Raw genomic sequence first — 16,855 nt, forward strand, 5'->3', positions numbered from 1 at the left:
TTAATATGCAGGAACGACAGGATACCGGCAGTGATGCCGTGTTTACCGGAGCCAGTGGGAACAATCAGCTGGTGGCGGCCGCCAATCCGCTGCTCAATGCGATTCCGCAAATCCGTCATTCGGTTTCCCACGACGATCAGGTCGGGCTGCGCCAGCGCCTGATTGACGAAATTCGCCGTTTCGAGGTGCGATGCCAGCAGGCGGGCTTACCGTATGAAGTGATTGTCGGCGCGCGCTACTGCCTCTGCACGGCGCTGGACGAAGCCGCCGCGCTGACCCCCTGGGGAAGCAGCGGCGTCTGGTCAAGCAATGGTCTGCTGGTGACGTTTCATAACGAAACCTGGGGCGGTGAGAAGTTTTTCCAGCTGCTGGCGCGTCTGTCGCAGAATCCGCGCGAACACATTCTGCTGCTGGAGATGATCAACTACTGTCTGCTGCTCGGCTTTGAAGGTCGCTACCGCGTGCTGGACAATGGCCGGACCCAGCTTGAAACCATCAAACAGCGCCTGTGGCAGATGATCCGTGGCGTGCGCGGCAACTACCCGCCGCCGCTCTCGCCGCACCCGGAAGATCGCCCCGTTCTGCGCAAGCTCTGGCGGCCGATGATCCCTCTTTGGGCGTGCGTGGCGCTGGTCGGCTTTATCGCCTGCCTGTTCTATATCGTGCTGAACTGGCGTCTGGGTGATAACACCAGCCCGGTGCTGGCGAAAATTTACCAGTCCCAACTGCCGGAAACCACCATCCAGCAGCCTGCGCGTCAGCTGCCGGCGGTGCTGAACCTGCGCGGCTTCCTGAAACCGGAAATTGATGCCGGTCTGGTGGCCGTTAAGGATGAGGCGGATCGCAGCGTGGTGATCCTGAAAGGGGACGGACTCTTTGCTTCGGCCTCAACGGTGGTGCGCGATCGCTATGAGCCGGTCATCGACCGCATCGCCCAGGCGATGAATAACGTCAGCGGCAAAATCCTGGTGGTGGGATACAGCGACAACGTGCCGATCCGCAGCGCACGCTTCGCCTCTAACTATGAACTCTCGCTTGAACGCGCCCGTTCGGTGCAAAAACAGCTCCAGGGTAGCCTCTCACAGCCTGAGCGCGTCAAAGCCGAAGGGCGGGGCGAGATCAACCCGGTAGCGCCTAACACCACGCCTGAAAATCGCGCCCGTAACCGCCGCGTAGAGATTACGCTGCTGGTATCGCCTGACAATACCCAGGCCGAGCTGAACGGATTGCCGCAAGGAAACTAAGGATGCTGACAACTCTACTTTCTATACTGACCAATCGCATTCTGTGGAGCTTCCTGGGCGTAACGGCGCTCGCGGCGGTCATCTGGATGATTGGCCCGCTGTTGTCCATCGTGGATACCCGGCCCCTTGAATCAGAGCAGAACCGCGTCATCAGCATTGCGGTGGTCTACCTGATTTGGGCCCAGAGCCACATTCTGCCGCGGCTGTATAACGCCTGGCTGAACCGTAAGCTGATGGACAAGCTCAACGAAAATACCACCAGCCCGGAGGCGGCCGATCCGCAGAAACGTCTGAACAGCGAGGAGCAGATCCTTGCCGGGCGTTTCGATGAAGCCGCCCAGATGCTGAAAAAAGCCCACTTCAGCAAAGCGGGACATGGCGCGCAGTGGACGCAGCGCTTCAGCACACAGTACCTCTATCAGCTGCCGTGGTACGTCATTATTGGCGCGCCGGGTTCAGGTAAAACCACCGCGCTGGCCAACTCCGGGCTGCAATTCCCGCTGGCGGATCGCTTCGGTAAAACCGCGCTACGCGGCATTGGCGGCACGCGCAACTGTGACTGGTGGTTTACCAACGAGGCGGTTCTGCTGGATACCGCGGGGCGCTACACCACTCAGGAGAGCGAGCAGGTTCAGGACGCCGGAGAGTGGCTGGAATTTATCAACCTGCTGCGTAAATACCGCCGTCGCCAGCCCATCAACGGCGTGATTATCACCATCAGCATTTCCGACCTGCTTTCGCAGTCCGCTGAGGCCTCGCGCCAGCAGGCGGTCAACCTGCGCCAGCGTCTCTCCGAGCTGCATGAACAGCTGGGTATTCGCTTCCCGGTGTATGTGATGGTGACCAAAGCGGACCTGCTTAAAGGCTTCCGCGCCTGGTTTGCGGATTACGACAAAGCCCAGCGCGACCAGATCTGGGGCTTCACGCTGCCGTGGGAGCAGACCAAACACGCCGATTACGACCTGATGGGCAACTTCCAGCAGGAGTTTTCCCTGCTGCAACAGCGTCTGGATGCCGGCCTGCCGGAAACCATGCTCAAAGAGCATGACGCCAAAACCCGTGCGGAAGCCTATCTCTTCCCGCAGGAGTTCGCCGCGCTGCGTCCGCTGCTGGCTGACTACCTGAGCACGGTCTTTGCCCGTTCAAACTTCGAAACCGAATTTTCGCCGCGCGGCATCTACTTTGCCAGCGGCACTCAGGAAGGGATGCCGTTTGACCGCGTGATGGGCGAGCTGAACCGCGCGCTCTCCTTACCTGAAGGGGAGGAAAGCACGCGCTGGGATTCGGTGAGCAAAGAGGCGCCGATCCCGGGCGCGAAGGGCCAAAGCTTCTTCATTAAAAACCTGCTGCAAAACGTCATTTTCCAGGAAGCGGGCATCGCCGGGGAAAACCGCTGGTGGGAGCTGCGCAACCGCGCGGTGATGTGGTCCGGCTACGCGGCGCTGCTGGCGCTGCTGGTGATCCTGGGTGGCCTGTGGCTGACCAGCTACGCCAAAAATAAAGCCTATCTGGAAGAAGTGGACGCAAAAGTGCCGATGCTGGAGCAGCAGAGCAAGGCGCTGCAAAACCAGCCCCAGCGCGATCTGTTTGCGCTTCTGCCGCTGCTTAACAGCCTGGTGGATCTGCCGAAAAGCGATGCCTTCGACGTTAACGACCCGCCGGTTTCCCGCCGCATGGGGCTTTATCGCGGGGATGACGTCAGCGATGCCTCGCAGTCTCTGTATCAGAAGGCGCTGGATCAGATGCTGCTGCCCGCCGTGGCGATGCACATTACCACCTGGCTGCGCAACGACAACGGCAGCGACGTGGAGTACAGCTATGAGGCGCTGAAAGCCTATCAAATGCTCTACCAGCCGAAGCACTATGACGGCAAATTCCTGCACTCGTGGGTGATGCTCAACCTGCAACGCAACCTGCCGCAGAACGTGACGCAGGCGCAGCTTCAGGAGCTGGAATGGCACCTGACCCAGCTGCTGGAGCCAAAAATTCAGGCTTCACCGTATGCGCAGGATGAGGATCTGGTCGCACGTGAAAGGGCGCTCATCAACCAGCAGCCGCTCTCAACACGCGTATATGGCCGCCTGAAACGTCTGCTGGAGCATGATGAAAACCTGAAGCCGGTTTCGCTTTCAGATCTCGGCGGCCCGCAGAGCGAGCTGGTGTTTTCCCGTAAAAGCGGCAAGCCGGTGAGTGAGGGCGTACCGGGCCTCTATACGCCGGACGGCTACTGGAAGAGCTTCAACGACCAGATCGACAGCGTGACCACCGCCCTGCACGAGGACGACGCCTGGGTACTGGGAGCGACCACCGCCCAGGAAGATAAACAGCAGATCGACAACGCCGTGCGCCAGCTCTACATGCGCGACTTTATCGTCAACTGGGATCGCTTTCTCGCTGACATTCAGCTCAACAACAGCGCCGATCTTTCCCAGCGCATCAACACCGCGCGCCTGCTTTCAGGCACCAACTCGCCGCTGCGCCGTCTGGTGCTTAACCTGAGCAAGGTGCTGACCCTGTCGCGCACTGCGCCAGCGCCGGAAGATGCGCAGAAAGCGGAAGACCAAAGCAACCGCGCCACCCGCACGCTGGAAGCGCTGTTCAGCAACGGTGACAACGCCCCGACGCAGGGCGCGGTTGTGACGCAGGCGCCTGAGCAACTGGTGACTGACCACTATGCGCCGATGATTGAGCTGGCGCAGCCGCTGGAGAAGGGTGGCAAGACCATCGTCTTTGACGATTTTCTTAAGCAGGTTGACGAGCTTTATCGTTACCTGACCGCCGTTCAGGATGCGGCAAACAGCGGTATGCCTGCGCCGGGCGGGGATGCAATCAGCCGCCTGCAAGCCAGCGCGGGCCGTCTGCCGGGCGGGCTGCAAACCATGTTCAGCAATATGGCCGTCGGCGCCAGCAGCGACACCCAGCGTCGCGATCTGGAGAACGTGCGTAAGCGCATCAACGTGGAAGTGGGTGGGTTCTGCCGTCAGGCGATTGCCGGGCGTTATCCGCTGGTGCGCAGCGCCAGCACCGAGGTGACGCCGGACGATCTCGCCCGCATGTTCGCGCCGGGCACCGGACTGATGGACACCTTTTTCCGCGACAACCTGACCAACAAGGTGGACACCACCCAGGCGAACTGGCGCTTTATGCCGGGCATCGACGGTAAAACGCTGCCGGGCAGCGAAGGGCTGTTGCGTCCGTTCCAGCAGGCGCAGTCTGTCCGCGATGCCTTCTTTGCCAACGGCGCGACCACGCCATCCTTTAAGGTCACGGTGCGCACCGTGCGGATGGACAACACCATTCTGAACCTGACGCTGGACGTGGACGGTCAGCTGCTGCGCTACAGCCACGGTCCGCAGGCGGTGCAGATCATGAACTGGCCGGGGCCGGGCGGGACGAACCAGGTGCGTATGCAGCTCGGTCTGGCCAATGGCAGCACCGCAACGCTGGTGACCAACGGTTCCTGGGCGCTCAACCGCTTTTTCGACAAGGCGCGCACCAGCCCTGGCGCGGGTAGCCTGAGCCGTCAGGCGACCTTCAACGTCGACGGACATCAGGTCACGCTGGAGTTTGCCCCGAACAGCATCCGTAACCCGTTCCAGCTTCCCCGTTTCTCATGCCCATAACCGCAAGGACAGCCGTATGACGAATACCCCTGCGATGAACCGTTATAGCTGGTATGGCAAATTACCCAGCGCCGGAGATTTTTTGCAGCGTCGCTTTCCGGATACCCTGCAACGCCAGTGGTCGCACTGGTTCCAGGTCGGCCTGCTGGCCTGGCAACAGGAAGAGCAGCGCAGCGGCGAGCGCCCGTTTTCTAAAGCCCCGGTGTGGAACTTTGTCGTCCCGCCGATGCTCGGTAGCCAGATGATTCAGATGGGCTGCCTGCTGCCGGGCCGTGACAGCGTAGGCCGCCACTATCCGGTATGCCTGCAACTGAGCTTCACCCCCGCCGAGTGGTCATCCCGCCTGCTCGGGCAGGCTGAAAGCTGGTACCAGCAGCTTGGCCGTCTGGGGCTGCACGCGGTGCGTAACAGCTATTCTGCCTCCCAGCTGGATGAAATGCTGATGACCATCCCGGCGCCCCAGCCGGTTGAGCCGCAAAAGCGTTCCGACATTCTCGACGTGATTGGTTATGACGACGATGGTCAGAGCACGCTGGGCTGGCCGCAGGCGGCGGAGTGTTTTGATCCGCTGCGCCAGACCAGCTACTGGTGGACAAACCGCTGCGACGGCTATCCGCTGTACACCCACGTCCACAGCGGTAACTTCACCGGGCAGCTCTTTACGCTGCTGTTCGATCCGGCAGGCGGCGCCCGTCCGGGCCGCCACGGTCTTTACCCGCCTATGTTTGAATAAGCAGGGATCTTATGAATATCGATGAATTTCTCGCGCCGATAAGCCCCGATAACCCCTGCGGTGAAAACCTGGAGTACGACGCTGATTTCCAGGCCATGGGGCAGGCCAGTCAGGGCAAAGCCGAGCAGCAGTTTGGCGACACCATCATTCCGGCAGAGCCTGCCGACTGGAACACGGTGGAAAAACTCGCCACCAGCCTGCTGGGTCGCACCAAAGATCTTCGCGTCATGCTGGCGTTAACCCATGCCTGGACGCGTCGTCGCGGGCTGGCAGGTTACGCCGACGGGCTACTGCTGGTGCAGGAAGCCCTGTCCCGTTACTGGGAGCAACTTTACCCGCTGCTGGAAGAGTATGGCGAAACCGATCCGTTCTACCGCATTAACGCCCTTGCCGGGCTGAGCGATAAATCTGACCTGACGGTCGCGGTGCGTAACGCCTCACTGCTCCGCTCAAACGGCGATGAGATTTCGCTCCGTGACGCCCAGGCGCTGCTTGACGGCAGTAAAACCGAGTGTCCGGATTATCCGGGCGGTCGTCCACGACTGATCGATGAGCTGGCCCGGGGCGATCAGCCCGGCACCGAAGCGGTAATCGTGATCAACGAACGCCTGCTGGCCATCCGCGAACTGCTTACCGGCTATCTCGGGGAAAGTGGCGTCCCGGAGATGGAACAGCTGCTGAAAACCGTCGGGCTGGTTTCCAGCGCCTGTCAGGTGACCGATATCAGCAAGCTGCTGCCGAACCGTGACGCGCAGGCTGAACAGCACGCCGAGCCGCAGTCCGTAACCGCGTCGCCTGTTCAGCAGGTGACGGACTGGCGCAGCGTGCAGGTGACCAGCCGCGCCGACGCCCAGCTGATGCTGGAAAAAGCGAAACAGTATTTTGCGCAGTACGAACCCAGCCATCCCGCACCGCTGATGATTGAACGGGTGCAGCGGCTGTCTGAACTCAACTTTATGGACATTATTCGCGACCTGGCGCCAGACGGCGTTAACCAACTGGAAAATATCTTTGGACGCCGCGAATGACGCGTCCTGGCATTATGACGACAGGCATGGAGTCTGCCGTTTCACCTTCACCGCGCATCTTTGATGGAGAACATCATGGCAATGAGTAACAGTGGACAGAAATTCATCGCACGCAACCGTGCTCCCCGCGTGCAGATCGAGTACGACGTAGAGATCTACGGCGCAGAACGCAAAATTCAGCTGCCGTTTGTGATGGGCGTTATGGCCGATCTGGTTGGCAAGCCGGTGGAAAACCTGCCAGCCGTCGACGAGCGTAAGTTCCTGGAAATCGACATCGACAACTTCGACGAACGCATGAAGGCGCTGAAGCCGCGCGTGGCGTTCCAGGTGGATAACACCCTGACCGGCGAAGGTAAGCTCAACGTCGATCTGACCTTCGACAGCATGGACGACTTCCTGCCGGACGCGGTGGCCCGCAAAGTAGAGCCGCTGAACAAGCTGCTGGAAGCCCGTACCCAGCTCTCCAACCTGCTGACCTACATGGACGGTAAAAACGGTGCGGAAGAGCTGATCGCGAAAATTCTCCAGGATCCGACGCTGCTCAAATCCCTGAGCCAGTTGCCAAAAAATGACGAAAGTGCGAAAGGTAGCGAGGAATAATCGATGAGCAACCAGACTCAACAACACGATCAGCAGGCGGGCCAGGCGTTCAGCCAGGACGAGTTCAGCGCGCTGCTGAATAAAGAGTTCCGCCCGAAAACCGATCAGGCGCGCTCTGCCGTAGAAAGCGCGGTTAAAACCCTGGCGCAGCAGGCGCTGGAAAACACCGTGACCTTCTCAAACGATACCTACCGCACCATTCAGAACCTGATTGCCGGTATTGACGAGCAGCTTTCGCAGCAGGTGAACCAGATCATTCACCACGAGGAGTTCCAGAAGCTGGAGAGCGCCTGGCGCGGCCTGAGCTACCTGGTGAACAACACCGAAACCGACGAGATGCTGAAGATCCGCTTTATGAGCATCTCCAAGCAGGAGCTGGGCCGCACCCTGAAACGCTACAAGGGCGTAGGCTGGGACCAGAGCCCGATCTTCAAAAAAATCTACGAGCAGGAGTACGGCCAGTTCGGTGGCGAGCCGTTTGGCTGCATCGTGGGCGACTACTACTTCGACCACAGCCCGCAGGACGTTGAACTGCTGGGCGAGATGGCGCGCATCGGCTCTGCGGCCCACTGTCCGTTCATCACCGGCACCGCGCCGGGCGTGATGCAGATGGAGTCCTGGCAGGAGCTGGCTAATCCGCGCGATCTGACCAAAATCTTCCAGAACACCGAATACGCCGCCTGGCGTTCACTGCGTGAATCGGAAGATGCCCGCTATCTGGGCCTGGTGATGCCGCGCTTCCTGTCGCGTCTGCCGTACGGTATTCGCACCAACCCGGTGGACAGCTTCGATTTTGAAGAGCAGACCGACGGCGCGAACCACAACAGCTACTCCTGGGCGAACGCGGCCTATGCGATGGCAGCCAACATCAACCGCTCTTTCAAAGAGTACGGCTGGTGCACCTCGATTCGCGGCGTGGAATCCGGCGGGGCGGTGGAAAACCTGCCGTGCCACACCTTCCCGAGCGACGACGGCGGCGTGGACATGAAGTGCCCGACCGAGATCGCCATCAGCGACCGTCGTGAAGCGGAACTGGCGAAAAACGGCTTTATGCCGCTGGTTCACCGCAAAAACTCCGACTTCGCCGCCTTCATCGGCGCGCAGTCTCTGCAAAAACCGGCCGAGTACCACGACCCGGACGCCACCGCGAACGCGCGTCTGGCCTCCCGTCTGCCGTACCTGTTCGCCTGCTGTCGTTTTGCTCACTACCTGAAGTGCATCGTGCGCGACAAAATCGGCTCCTTCCGCGAGCGCGAAGAGATGGAGCGCTGGCTGAACGACTGGGTAATGAACTACGTGGACGGCGACCCGGCGAACTCCTCCCAGGAAACCAAGTCCCGCAAACCGCTGGCGGCGGCGGAAGTGCAGGTGCAGGAGATTGAAGACAACCCGGGCTACTACGCCGCGAAGTTCTTCCTGCGTCCACACTACCAGCTGGAAGGTCTGACCGTTTCCCTGCGTCTGGTATCTAAACTGCCATCGCTGAAGACGAAGGACGCGTAATGATAATTGCCGCCGGGGGGCCTTGCCCGGCGTTAGCTTTATAGTATGGAAATTTGAGAGGAAATATGACCGCGAGACCTTCGTTTGTTGCTGCCTGGGCGGCGGCAACACGTATTTACGATGCAAATGATTCTATCGGCAAAGTTAAGCAAGTTATCGGCGGCAAAGTTAAGCACAACTTCGAAATACCGCCAGACGAGGGCGGGTGGTCAAATAGTTGTGCCGTACGCATGAGTTATGTTCTTAACTATACCGGGCATCCCGTTCCGCGTATTGCAAATCTCACGGTATCCGGTGCTGATAATAAATGGTACTTCTACCGCGTAAAGGATGTCATTGCCTGGTTGACGCGTCAGTGGGGTAAACCTGACATGATCGTGAGTTATCCTTCCTTACCCGTTGAGCAATTAGCCAACAAAAAGGGCGTCATTCTGTTTGAGGTACAGGGCTGGAGTGACGCCGCAGGTCATGCAACATTCTGGAATGGTTTAACCTGTTCGGATCACTGTTATTTCAATGCGCCGGAGACGAATTACTCGACGACCAAAGCTAATTTTTGGGAGTTGCCATGAAAAAAATGATTGCTAGTCTACTGTTGCTCACCAGTTCCGCCTCTGTGTATGCAATTGACGATCCGGTGTCGTTTGTCAAAAAAATGCCTTATAAGCAAGTTGTTAAAGACGTTGTTTTTTCTCGCTGCCTGGCACAAGTTGCAGATGATAAAAGCCAGTTTTCTCTGGATGCAGCCCGTAGCAGTAGCGCCTTACTGGAATGGGTGCCTTTCGATATTGAGAATGGCAATGACAAAATCAATGCTCTTATTAATAAATATAAAGGCGCTACCAACGCCTTTCATTCTGAGAGAAAACCCGATGTAAAAGGCGTAACCTTAAATTGCCTGCGTCTTTATCATAGTGACGAACTTAATCAACTTGTTCCTCAATTAATCATCGGAAATCCTGACCGCACCTGGATTCAGGATAATTCACAATAGTAAAAGACTTCACATTCTTTCCTTTCATTCAGGGGGAATGTAAGACTGTCAAATGACACGGGTCGTTTGATATGAGGCAGAGGTAAAATATGGACGGTTTTATTCAGCCCCATGCTTTCCTGTTTGCCATATAAGGGCTTTTTCGAAAGCAATATTGTTCATCCACGAAGAGTAGATATTATGGCTATTGATATGTTTCTGAAGGTCGAGGGTGTTACGGGCGAATCTAAAGATTCTAACCACACCGGCTGGACTGATATTACCTCCTTCTCCTGGGGCGCGTCCCAGCCAGGTAATATGAGCGTTGGCGGTGGCGGCGGTGCCGGTAAAGTGAACTTTAACGACCTGCACGTTAACGCTCTGATCGACAAATCCACTACAGCAATCCTGAAACACTGCGCAAGCGGTAAACACCTGACCAAAGTTGAACTGTCCGTCTGCAAAGCGGGTGGTCAGCAGGTTGAATACACCCGCATCACCCTGGAAGACGTTCTCGTGACTTCCGTTCAGTACACGGGTGCAGACAACGGCGATACCGTTGGCGTGACCTATGCATTCCAGGCTGCGAAAGTGAAACAGCAGTACTGGGAGCAGACCACTGCCGGTGGTAAAGGTGCTGAAAGCAGCGCTGGCTGGAACATCAAAGAAAACAAAGAAGCGTAACAGAAGTGGGCCCGAAAGGGCTCACTTTAGCCTGTATTTTCTAAAAGGGAAAATATTTATGCGTCCTGCTTTTGGTGCCGCCTGGAACAGATTCAGAGAAGTTAATGTCAATGTCGAAACGGTGGGCAAATTATTGGGTGGAAAAGTCCAGCACAATATTGAAGCCGGAATTTTTAAAAATGCCTGCCCCATTCGTATGAGCTACGTTTTAAACTATTGTGGCATTCCGATACCTTCTAATAGTAAATATGCAACAGTGACCGGGAATGACAAGAAGCGGTACATGTTCCGTGTCAAAGATATGATTGCATTCCTACCCACAGTTCTGGGCAGTGCAGATATGTCAGTCTCTTCACCAACTCCAGCACAATTTGCAGGCAAGCAGGGCATCATCATATTTACCGGACATGGCTGGTATGATGCAACCGGACATGTAACCCTGTGGAATGGAAATATTTGCTCTGATGATTGTCATTTTCTTGGCTCTCCTGGCAATGGTTCATTTATTCCTACAAACGCAACATTGTGGAGCCTGAAATGAAACGTTTGTTGCTGCTTGTATTGGTTTTAAATGCCTCAGTCGCTTACTCCCAAACACTGCCTGATGTTAGTGCTTTTACTCAGCAACAAATCTTTGAAAACTGGGTGCAAAATCGATGCATCGGCAAGATTGCAGATAGTAAAATCCTGAAGGATGATGCAGAGGCCAGTGCCGCTGCATGGCTCGAAGCAAGCGATCTACCTCCAGAGAATTTTGAAAAAGCTGACAAGGTGATTGTTTCCTTACTTAAAGAGCAGGTAGGCGGTACCGAACCGGGTAATTATCAGATATTAAAGTGCAGCTTAATTGCCAATAGCGACGCAATTCGTCTGCTCAATGTCCAAAAATAGCGTTTCACCGATATTGACAGGAGATTTGACCGTACCATCTGGCGTCTTCAAGTCACAATCTGCGATGGAGCTCAAGATGAGTGCAACTTCGCCAGCCTTGGTAGTATATTATGGTGTATATGGACTGTTTACTGTTCTTTCTTATTGTGGCCTTGTTCCTGATGGTTGTAATCATGGATCTCATCAGTTCCCGTTATTTTAAAAAACACGAGGCCGAATATAATCAGCTTCTTTCAGAATATCGGCAAAAAGGCTACGATCTCGATCTGGTGACAAATTACGCATCTTTTTTTGGTTCGCTGGCGAACTATCAAAAAATAATCTGGTTTGTTCGTCTTCGCAAAGGCGTGAAGATGAAATTTACCAAAGACAGAAATGTTCAGGACGATGCCTATAAATTCGTTCAGGCTTTACCGGAAGAGAGAATCGGCTGGATATTAAAACTGCATCGACGCTATAAAGCTCAGGCCTTACTTTTTACGCTATGGCTGCTTATCGGCATTATTTTCCTGAATGTAGTCAAATAGCTTTAATCAGCCCTTAACCCCCAAACCCCGCCGTTCTCACCCCCGAGAGCGGCAGCGTTTGAGCGCTAATCATACCAGCAGGAATACGCCATGCGATTCACGATTATTTCTACGAAACCCGGTCATCAGCCGCCGCAAAGCAGCTGTGATTTTTATGCCCCGGGCGGCACCATTGGGCGCGGTACGGATAACAATCTGGTGCTGCCGGACAATGACCGCACCATCTCGCGTTTGCAGGCCATCGTTCACGTCGACGCCAGTGGCGAATGCCGCGTCACGAACCGCGGCAGCGTCACCCGCGTGGTATTGAATGATATCCCGCTGGAGCGTGGGCGTCAGGTTGAGCTTCAGGATGGGGATATTCTCGGTATTGATGATTATCGCATTGAAGTCAGCGAACTCATTCATGACACCCAGCCCGTAAGCCGCATGGCGGCCAGCATGCAGCAGGCGCGTCCAGCGGCGACACCTGCACCAGCGCCGCAACCGAAACCGGCCAGCGCCGCGCCTCGCGGAAAAGCTGAACCTACGGCCGTGCCGTCGGAAATCTGGGACAGCCTGATGCAGGAGTTTTCCATCTCCGACAGCATCTCCAGCAACCGGGCAAAACCACAGCCCGCGGCCTCCCACGACCCGTTCTCCCAGCCTGCGGCCCCGGAGCGGAATGCCGAAGATCCGCTGGCAATGTTTAACGACGCCGAACCGTCGCTTGAACGTAAAAACGTTGACCCGGACACGCTGTTCAGCGATGAAGCGTTGTTTAAAAAAGAGAGCATCTTTGACGATGTTACCCCTTCAACGCTGGTACAGCCGGACGAAAGCAAATCTGCCCAGCCAAAGGAAGAGGCGTCGGACGAACTCGATCCGTTAGCCCTGTTTGGCGGGTCGGCGAGCGCACCTGCCGCGCGTCACGATGACCCTCTCGGCCTGATGGGCGGCGCGCCGTTAACCCATCCGGATGAAATCGTGGCCGATAAGCCGGAGCCAAAGCCTGAAGCGCAAGCCGCACAGGAAGAGGATGCGCTGGCCAGCTCACCGCTGTTCGATCCGGAACCGACTGAACCACAGGATGCGCCGCGCGCGGAAGAAGAACCCGCGCGTCCCGATTACGCTGGCTTCACCATGCCAACGCCGCAGGCCGTGGCGCGCAGCAACGCGCAGGCGCCTAAAGGCCGCCTGCGTATCGACCCGGTTAAAAACGCTGCTTCGCCTGCTGCCTCCGCGCAGACCGGCGAGCGGGGCGAGGTGCTTCAGGGCGAACTGCTGGAGGCGCTGCTGGAGGGCATGGGCCTGAGCGAAATGCAGCCGGTGCCGCAGTTTGACCGGGAAAATATGCGTCAGCTGGGTCAGATCCTGGGCATGTTCTCGCAGGGGACCGTGGCGCTGCTCTCCTCGCGCTCCATCCTCAAGCGTGGGGTGAAAGCCGATATGACCATGGTGCTCGACGATGCGAACAACCCGTTCAAACTGTTGCCGACCGGGAAAACGGTGCTGATCCAGATGTTCGGCACGCCGATGCCGGGCTTTATGCCGCCGACCAAATCGGTGCGTGATGCGCTAATCGATCTCCAGGCGCACCAGCTGGGGATGATCTCCGGTATCCGCGCCATTATCGCCGCCATGCTGCAATCCTTTAACCCGGAGCAGTTGGAAGAGCAGGCGAAGCAGAACGGGATGACGTCACGCCTGGCGCTGCCGGGCAGCCGTAAAGCCGCGCTGTGGGATTATTTCGTTCGCAGCTATGGCGAGACGGCGGGCGAGATCGAGGACGACTTCCATACCCTGTTTGGCGAAGCCTTCCTCCATGCCTATGACATGGAGGTCAATCAGTACAAAGACTCACAAAGCGGATCGGAAGAAAAATGAATATCGCAACGGCTTCTCTCTCCCGCCAGGGGACGCGCGCCAGCAACCAGGATCAGACGGGAGAAACCATCGGGGAACGTTCAGCCTGCTTTGTCGTCTGTGACGGCATCGCGGGCCTGCCGGGCGGCGAGGTGGCCGCTGAGCTGGCCCGCAACAGCATTATTTCCCGCTTTGACGGCGACAAGCACCTGAATGCGCAGCATATTCGTGACTACGTCCAAACGGCGAACCGCACCATCCTCAGCGAACAACAGGCCGTGCAGGACTATCGCCGGATGGGCACCACGCTGGTCAGCCTGTTTATCGACAGGGATTACCGTCTGGCTTACTGGGCGCACGCCGGAGACAGCCGCCTGTACCTGTTTCGCCGCGGCTGGCTGTGGCATGTGACCACCGATCACAGCCTCGTCCAGCAGATGAAAGATGCCGGGCATCAGACTGACGATCTCAACAGCAACCTGCTGTATCTGGCGCTGGGTATTGAGAATGGCGGACCGGAAGCGAGCTACAGCGATGTCGTGCAGGTTGAGGACGGTGATGCCTTTTTACTCTGCACCGACGGTTTCTGGCACGGCGTCAGCGAAGAGCAGATGAAGCAGTCGCTGCATATGGTCAATACGCCACAGGAGTGGCTGACCTTAATGAACCAAATCATTCAAAAGAATGCCGAACAGGAGGGCAATGCTCAGGATAACTATACCGCCGTGGCGGTGTGGATGGGCAACCCTCAGGACACCACTTTGCTGCATACGCTCTCTGACGCAGCACAATTTCTTCCCTGCGGAACTGATTAGACACACAAGGATTGATATGAAACTTTGGCTATCGGGTTTGGCTCTTCTGACGGTGGCGACCACCGCACAGGCTGAAAACTTCCGCATCGTGCAGTCTCCTGCGCAGAAGCTGGATATCTGGATCGACAACATTAAAGACAATACGCCGCAAAGCTGGTGTAAGGCGGACGTGGCGCTGCGTATCGTGGCGAACGGCAAGAAAGAGGTTTCGGTGCTGGAAAACTTCGTGCCGCGCCTTGGCTCGCTGCTGGAGCACCAGTGCAGCAAGCTGAATACCCTGAACTGGACGCTTAACGATCCGGAAGGCACGACGCTTGCCCGGGGCACAGCGGCTAAAGCGCAGGACTGGGCGCTGGTGGTGAAACAGCAGGAAACGGCGGCGGCAACGACCACCACCTCAGGCGCGCTGCTGCCGCCTGACCAGAATCCGGAGACGCACACCGTGGCGGCAGATCGTACGCCATGGCAGGAGTTCACCCTTCAGGACGGTTGCCACCTGCGCACCTTCTGGGAGGGCGGCTCCTCCGCGCCAGCGCTGTTTATTCCGGATTCCGACACTACCCGCTGCGGCAACGGCAGCTGGCTCAGCGGCCATACCGTGGTGACGCAGAACCGTAACGGGGCGCAGAAAGCGATTCCGGTCACCTACATTCACGGCTTCCCGGTGATGGGGCTGAACAACGCGGTCGATCCTGAAAAGGCGCTGATCACCTCCGTCAACAAAGAGCGCATGGTTTTCAGCACCCCGAACAGCGACCAGAGCTGGATGATCCTGCCGTATGACAGCGCCCTGAACGGCTGGAAGAGCAACGGCACGGTGGCGGTGGAAATCACCCGTGAGATCGCCAGCGACGACGCCAGACTCCAGGCGCGTATCGCAGAGGTGAAGAAGATCTGGAGCGCATGGGTTGCACCGGGCGCGGAGCTGAACGTTGTTCTGATTGACACGCTGCGCCCGCAGCTGCGCGATCCGGCAGTGGGCGCCTGGCGCGCGGCGAATTAAGGAGGGGCTATGAATACGCTTTATCAACGTCTGGCGGGTGAGTCGATTAGCGACGCGCTGCTTCGCCTGGAAGCCGATATCAAAGCCCATCCGGCGGATGCCGATCTGCGCGCCGCGTTTGTGCAGTTCCTGATCCTCTGCGGCAACTGGGCGCGCGCCCTGACCCAGCTGAAAAGCTGGCTGGCGCTGAAGCCGCAGGCAAAACCGACCGTAACGCTGCTGGAGCAAGCCATTCAGGGTGAACAGCAGCGGGCGCGCGTGTTCGCGGGAGAGGCGCGACCGGCAATGCCCGAGGCGCAGTGGCCGTGGCTGACGACGTTAGCCCAGGCGCTGACCGAAAGCGCCGGGCAAGCGCAAGCGCAAGCGCTGCGTCTGGCGGCACTCGAACAGGCCCCGGCAAGCCGCGGGCAGGTCACGCTGGAAAATGAAGAGAGCCACACCTTTGAATGGCTGATGGACGGCGATGCCCGTCTGGGGCCGGTGTGTGAAACCCTGGTTAATGGCCGTTATTTCTGGGTGCCGTTCTGCGCCATCGACGCGATCCGTTTTCAGGCTCCGGCCAGCGTGACCGATCTGGTGTGGCGTCATGCGCTGGTCCGCCTCACGGACGGCACCGAGCAGGTGTGTCAGATCCCGGCGCGTTATCCGTTTGCTGACGGGGCGCCAGACAGCGTTAAGCTGGGGCGCACCACCGAGTGGCTCCCGCTGGACGATGACGGCGCCCTGTATGAAGGCATGGGGCAGAAAGCCTGGCTGAGCGAGCAAAGCGAAAGCCCGCTGCTTACCCTGAGCCTGGTGACGTTTGCCTCGGATGGTGCGGATGAGTAATCCCGCTGGCGAAGGCGATCTGCTGCGCAGCGGCTGGCAGGCCCGCAGCAGGCAGGAGAAAGTGGGGGCGCGCGACAAAATGCAGCCTTCACTGCTGGATCGCCTGACGGATAACGATCCGGAAAAAAAACGCGAGTCCGCCAACAGCAATCTGATTACCCACGCCGCGCTGCGTCGTAACGTCCTGCGGGATTTACAGTGGTTGTTTAATACCATCAACCACGATGCCTCCAGCGATCTGAGCGGGCTGACGCAGGTGAGCCGTTCCGTCGTGAATTTTGGCGTGGCGCCGCTGGCGGGGAAAAGAATGTCCGATATCGAATGGCACGACATTCAGCGCAAGCTCACCGAAGCGATTATTAACTTTGAACCGCGGATCCTGCCGCAGGGGCTTCAGGTTCGCTGCGTGTCCGATACCTCCTCGTTAGATCTGCACAACGTTCTGTCTATCGAAATCAAAGGCCGCCTGTGGTGCGTACCGTATCCGCTGGAGTTTCTCTTTCGCACCGACGTCGATCTTGAGAACGGCCATTTTGAACTGAAGGATGCGGGGTAATT

At 57.6% G+C, this 16,855-nt stretch carries 17 protein-coding genes; all 17 read left to right on the top strand.

The genetic code is table 11. The annotated features are described in order from the left end of the window. The first annotated feature begins 5 nt into the window (after positions 1-5). The 17 genes from ACOTW6_RS11720 to tssE all read left to right on the top strand — a co-directional run bounded on the left by ACOTW6_RS11720 (position 6) and on the right by tssE (position 16,853). Positions 6-1,244: a DotU family type VI secretion system protein gene (locus ACOTW6_RS11720; protein WP_121478836.1), complete on the top strand. Its 1,239-nt coding sequence runs from the start codon at positions 6-8 to the stop codon at positions 1,242-1,244. Positions 1,245-1,246: 2 nt separating this feature from the next. Then, on the top strand, positions 1,247-4,867 hold the full coding sequence (gene tssM / locus ACOTW6_RS11725; RefSeq protein ID WP_213789265.1) for a type VI secretion system membrane subunit TssM: 3,621 nt from the start codon (positions 1,247-1,249) through the stop codon (positions 4,865-4,867). Between the two features lie 16 nt (positions 4,868-4,883). Next, positions 4,884-5,600: a type VI secretion system-associated protein TagF gene (gene tagF, locus ACOTW6_RS11730; RefSeq protein WP_015570330.1), complete on the top strand. Its 717-nt coding sequence runs from the start codon at positions 4,884-4,886 to the stop codon at positions 5,598-5,600. 11 nt (positions 5,601-5,611) lie between these two features. Continuing rightward, entirely contained in the window at positions 5,612-6,628 is a 1,017-nt protein-coding gene (gene tssA, locus ACOTW6_RS11735; RefSeq protein ID WP_121478838.1) for a type VI secretion system protein TssA, read from the top strand. A 75-nt stretch (positions 6,629-6,703) separates the two neighbouring features. Further along, on the top strand, positions 6,704-7,228 hold the full coding sequence (tssB, locus tag ACOTW6_RS11740) for a type VI secretion system contractile sheath small subunit (protein WP_008502644.1): 525 nt from the start codon (positions 6,704-6,706) through the stop codon (positions 7,226-7,228). Between the two features lie 3 nt (positions 7,229-7,231). Continuing rightward, positions 7,232-8,731, top strand: coding sequence for a type VI secretion system contractile sheath large subunit (tssC, locus tag ACOTW6_RS11745; RefSeq protein WP_006810956.1), 1,500 nt, complete (start codon positions 7,232-7,234; stop codon positions 8,729-8,731). A 65-nt stretch (positions 8,732-8,796) separates the two neighbouring features. Next, the gene (locus tag ACOTW6_RS11750) at positions 8,797-9,303 is read left to right on the top strand and encodes a type VI secretion system amidase effector protein Tae4 (RefSeq protein WP_121478839.1); all 507 of its coding nucleotides are present in this window, start codon (positions 8,797-8,799) and stop codon (positions 9,301-9,303) included. Continuing rightward, on the top strand, positions 9,300-9,725 hold the full coding sequence (locus tag ACOTW6_RS11755; RefSeq protein WP_047051735.1) for a T6SS amidase immunity protein Tai4 family protein: 426 nt from the start codon (positions 9,300-9,302) through the stop codon (positions 9,723-9,725). Before ACOTW6_RS11750 ends, ACOTW6_RS11755 begins: the two co-directional genes overlap by 4 nt. 180 nt (positions 9,726-9,905) lie before the next feature. Then, on the top strand, positions 9,906-10,388 hold the full coding sequence (locus ACOTW6_RS11760; protein ID WP_014884229.1) for an Hcp family type VI secretion system effector: 483 nt from the start codon (positions 9,906-9,908) through the stop codon (positions 10,386-10,388). 58 nt (positions 10,389-10,446) lie between these two features. Beyond that, a complete protein-coding gene (locus ACOTW6_RS11765) occupies positions 10,447-10,929 on the top strand; it encodes a type VI secretion system amidase effector protein Tae4 (RefSeq protein ID WP_017384299.1) in 483 nt (160 codons plus the stop codon). Continuing rightward, the gene (locus tag ACOTW6_RS11770) at positions 10,926-11,279 is read left to right on the top strand and encodes a T6SS amidase immunity protein Tai4 family protein (RefSeq protein WP_017384298.1); all 354 of its coding nucleotides are present in this window, start codon (positions 10,926-10,928) and stop codon (positions 11,277-11,279) included. Before ACOTW6_RS11765 ends, ACOTW6_RS11770 begins: the two co-directional genes overlap by 4 nt. Positions 11,280-11,398: 119 nt before the next feature. Further along, positions 11,399-11,806: a hypothetical protein gene (locus tag ACOTW6_RS11775; RefSeq protein WP_047063222.1), complete on the top strand. Its 408-nt coding sequence runs from the start codon at positions 11,399-11,401 to the stop codon at positions 11,804-11,806. Positions 11,807-11,896: 90 nt separating this feature from the next. Beyond that, positions 11,897-13,672 carry a type VI secretion system-associated FHA domain protein TagH gene (tagH, locus tag ACOTW6_RS11780; protein WP_213789266.1) on the top strand — a complete coding sequence of 592 codons (1,776 nt, stop codon included), beginning with the start codon at positions 11,897-11,899 and terminating at the stop codon, positions 13,670-13,672. Continuing rightward, entirely contained in the window at positions 13,669-14,466 is a 798-nt protein-coding gene (locus ACOTW6_RS11785; RefSeq protein ID WP_003859969.1) for a PP2C family protein-serine/threonine phosphatase, read from the top strand. The genes tagH and ACOTW6_RS11785 overlap by 4 nt, the downstream gene beginning before the upstream one ends. A gap of 16 nt (positions 14,467-14,482) precedes the next feature. Beyond that, complete coding sequence (locus tag ACOTW6_RS11790) at positions 14,483-15,469, top strand: hypothetical protein (protein ID WP_047051731.1); 987 nt, start codon at positions 14,483-14,485, stop codon at positions 15,467-15,469. 9 nt (positions 15,470-15,478) lie between these two features. After that, entirely contained in the window at positions 15,479-16,297 is an 819-nt protein-coding gene (locus ACOTW6_RS11795) for a type VI secretion system accessory protein TagJ (protein ID WP_213789267.1), read from the top strand. Beyond that, entirely contained in the window at positions 16,290-16,853 is a 564-nt protein-coding gene (tssE, locus tag ACOTW6_RS11800; protein ID WP_015570336.1) for a type VI secretion system baseplate subunit TssE, read from the top strand. Before ACOTW6_RS11795 ends, tssE begins: the two co-directional genes overlap by 8 nt. Positions 16,854-16,855: the final 2 nt, after the last annotated feature.

The sequence above is a fragment of the Enterobacter cloacae complex sp. IR5403 genome, from assembly GCF_049238705.1.
Lineage (GTDB): Bacteria > Pseudomonadota > Gammaproteobacteria > Enterobacterales > Enterobacteriaceae > Enterobacter > Enterobacter hormaechei_C.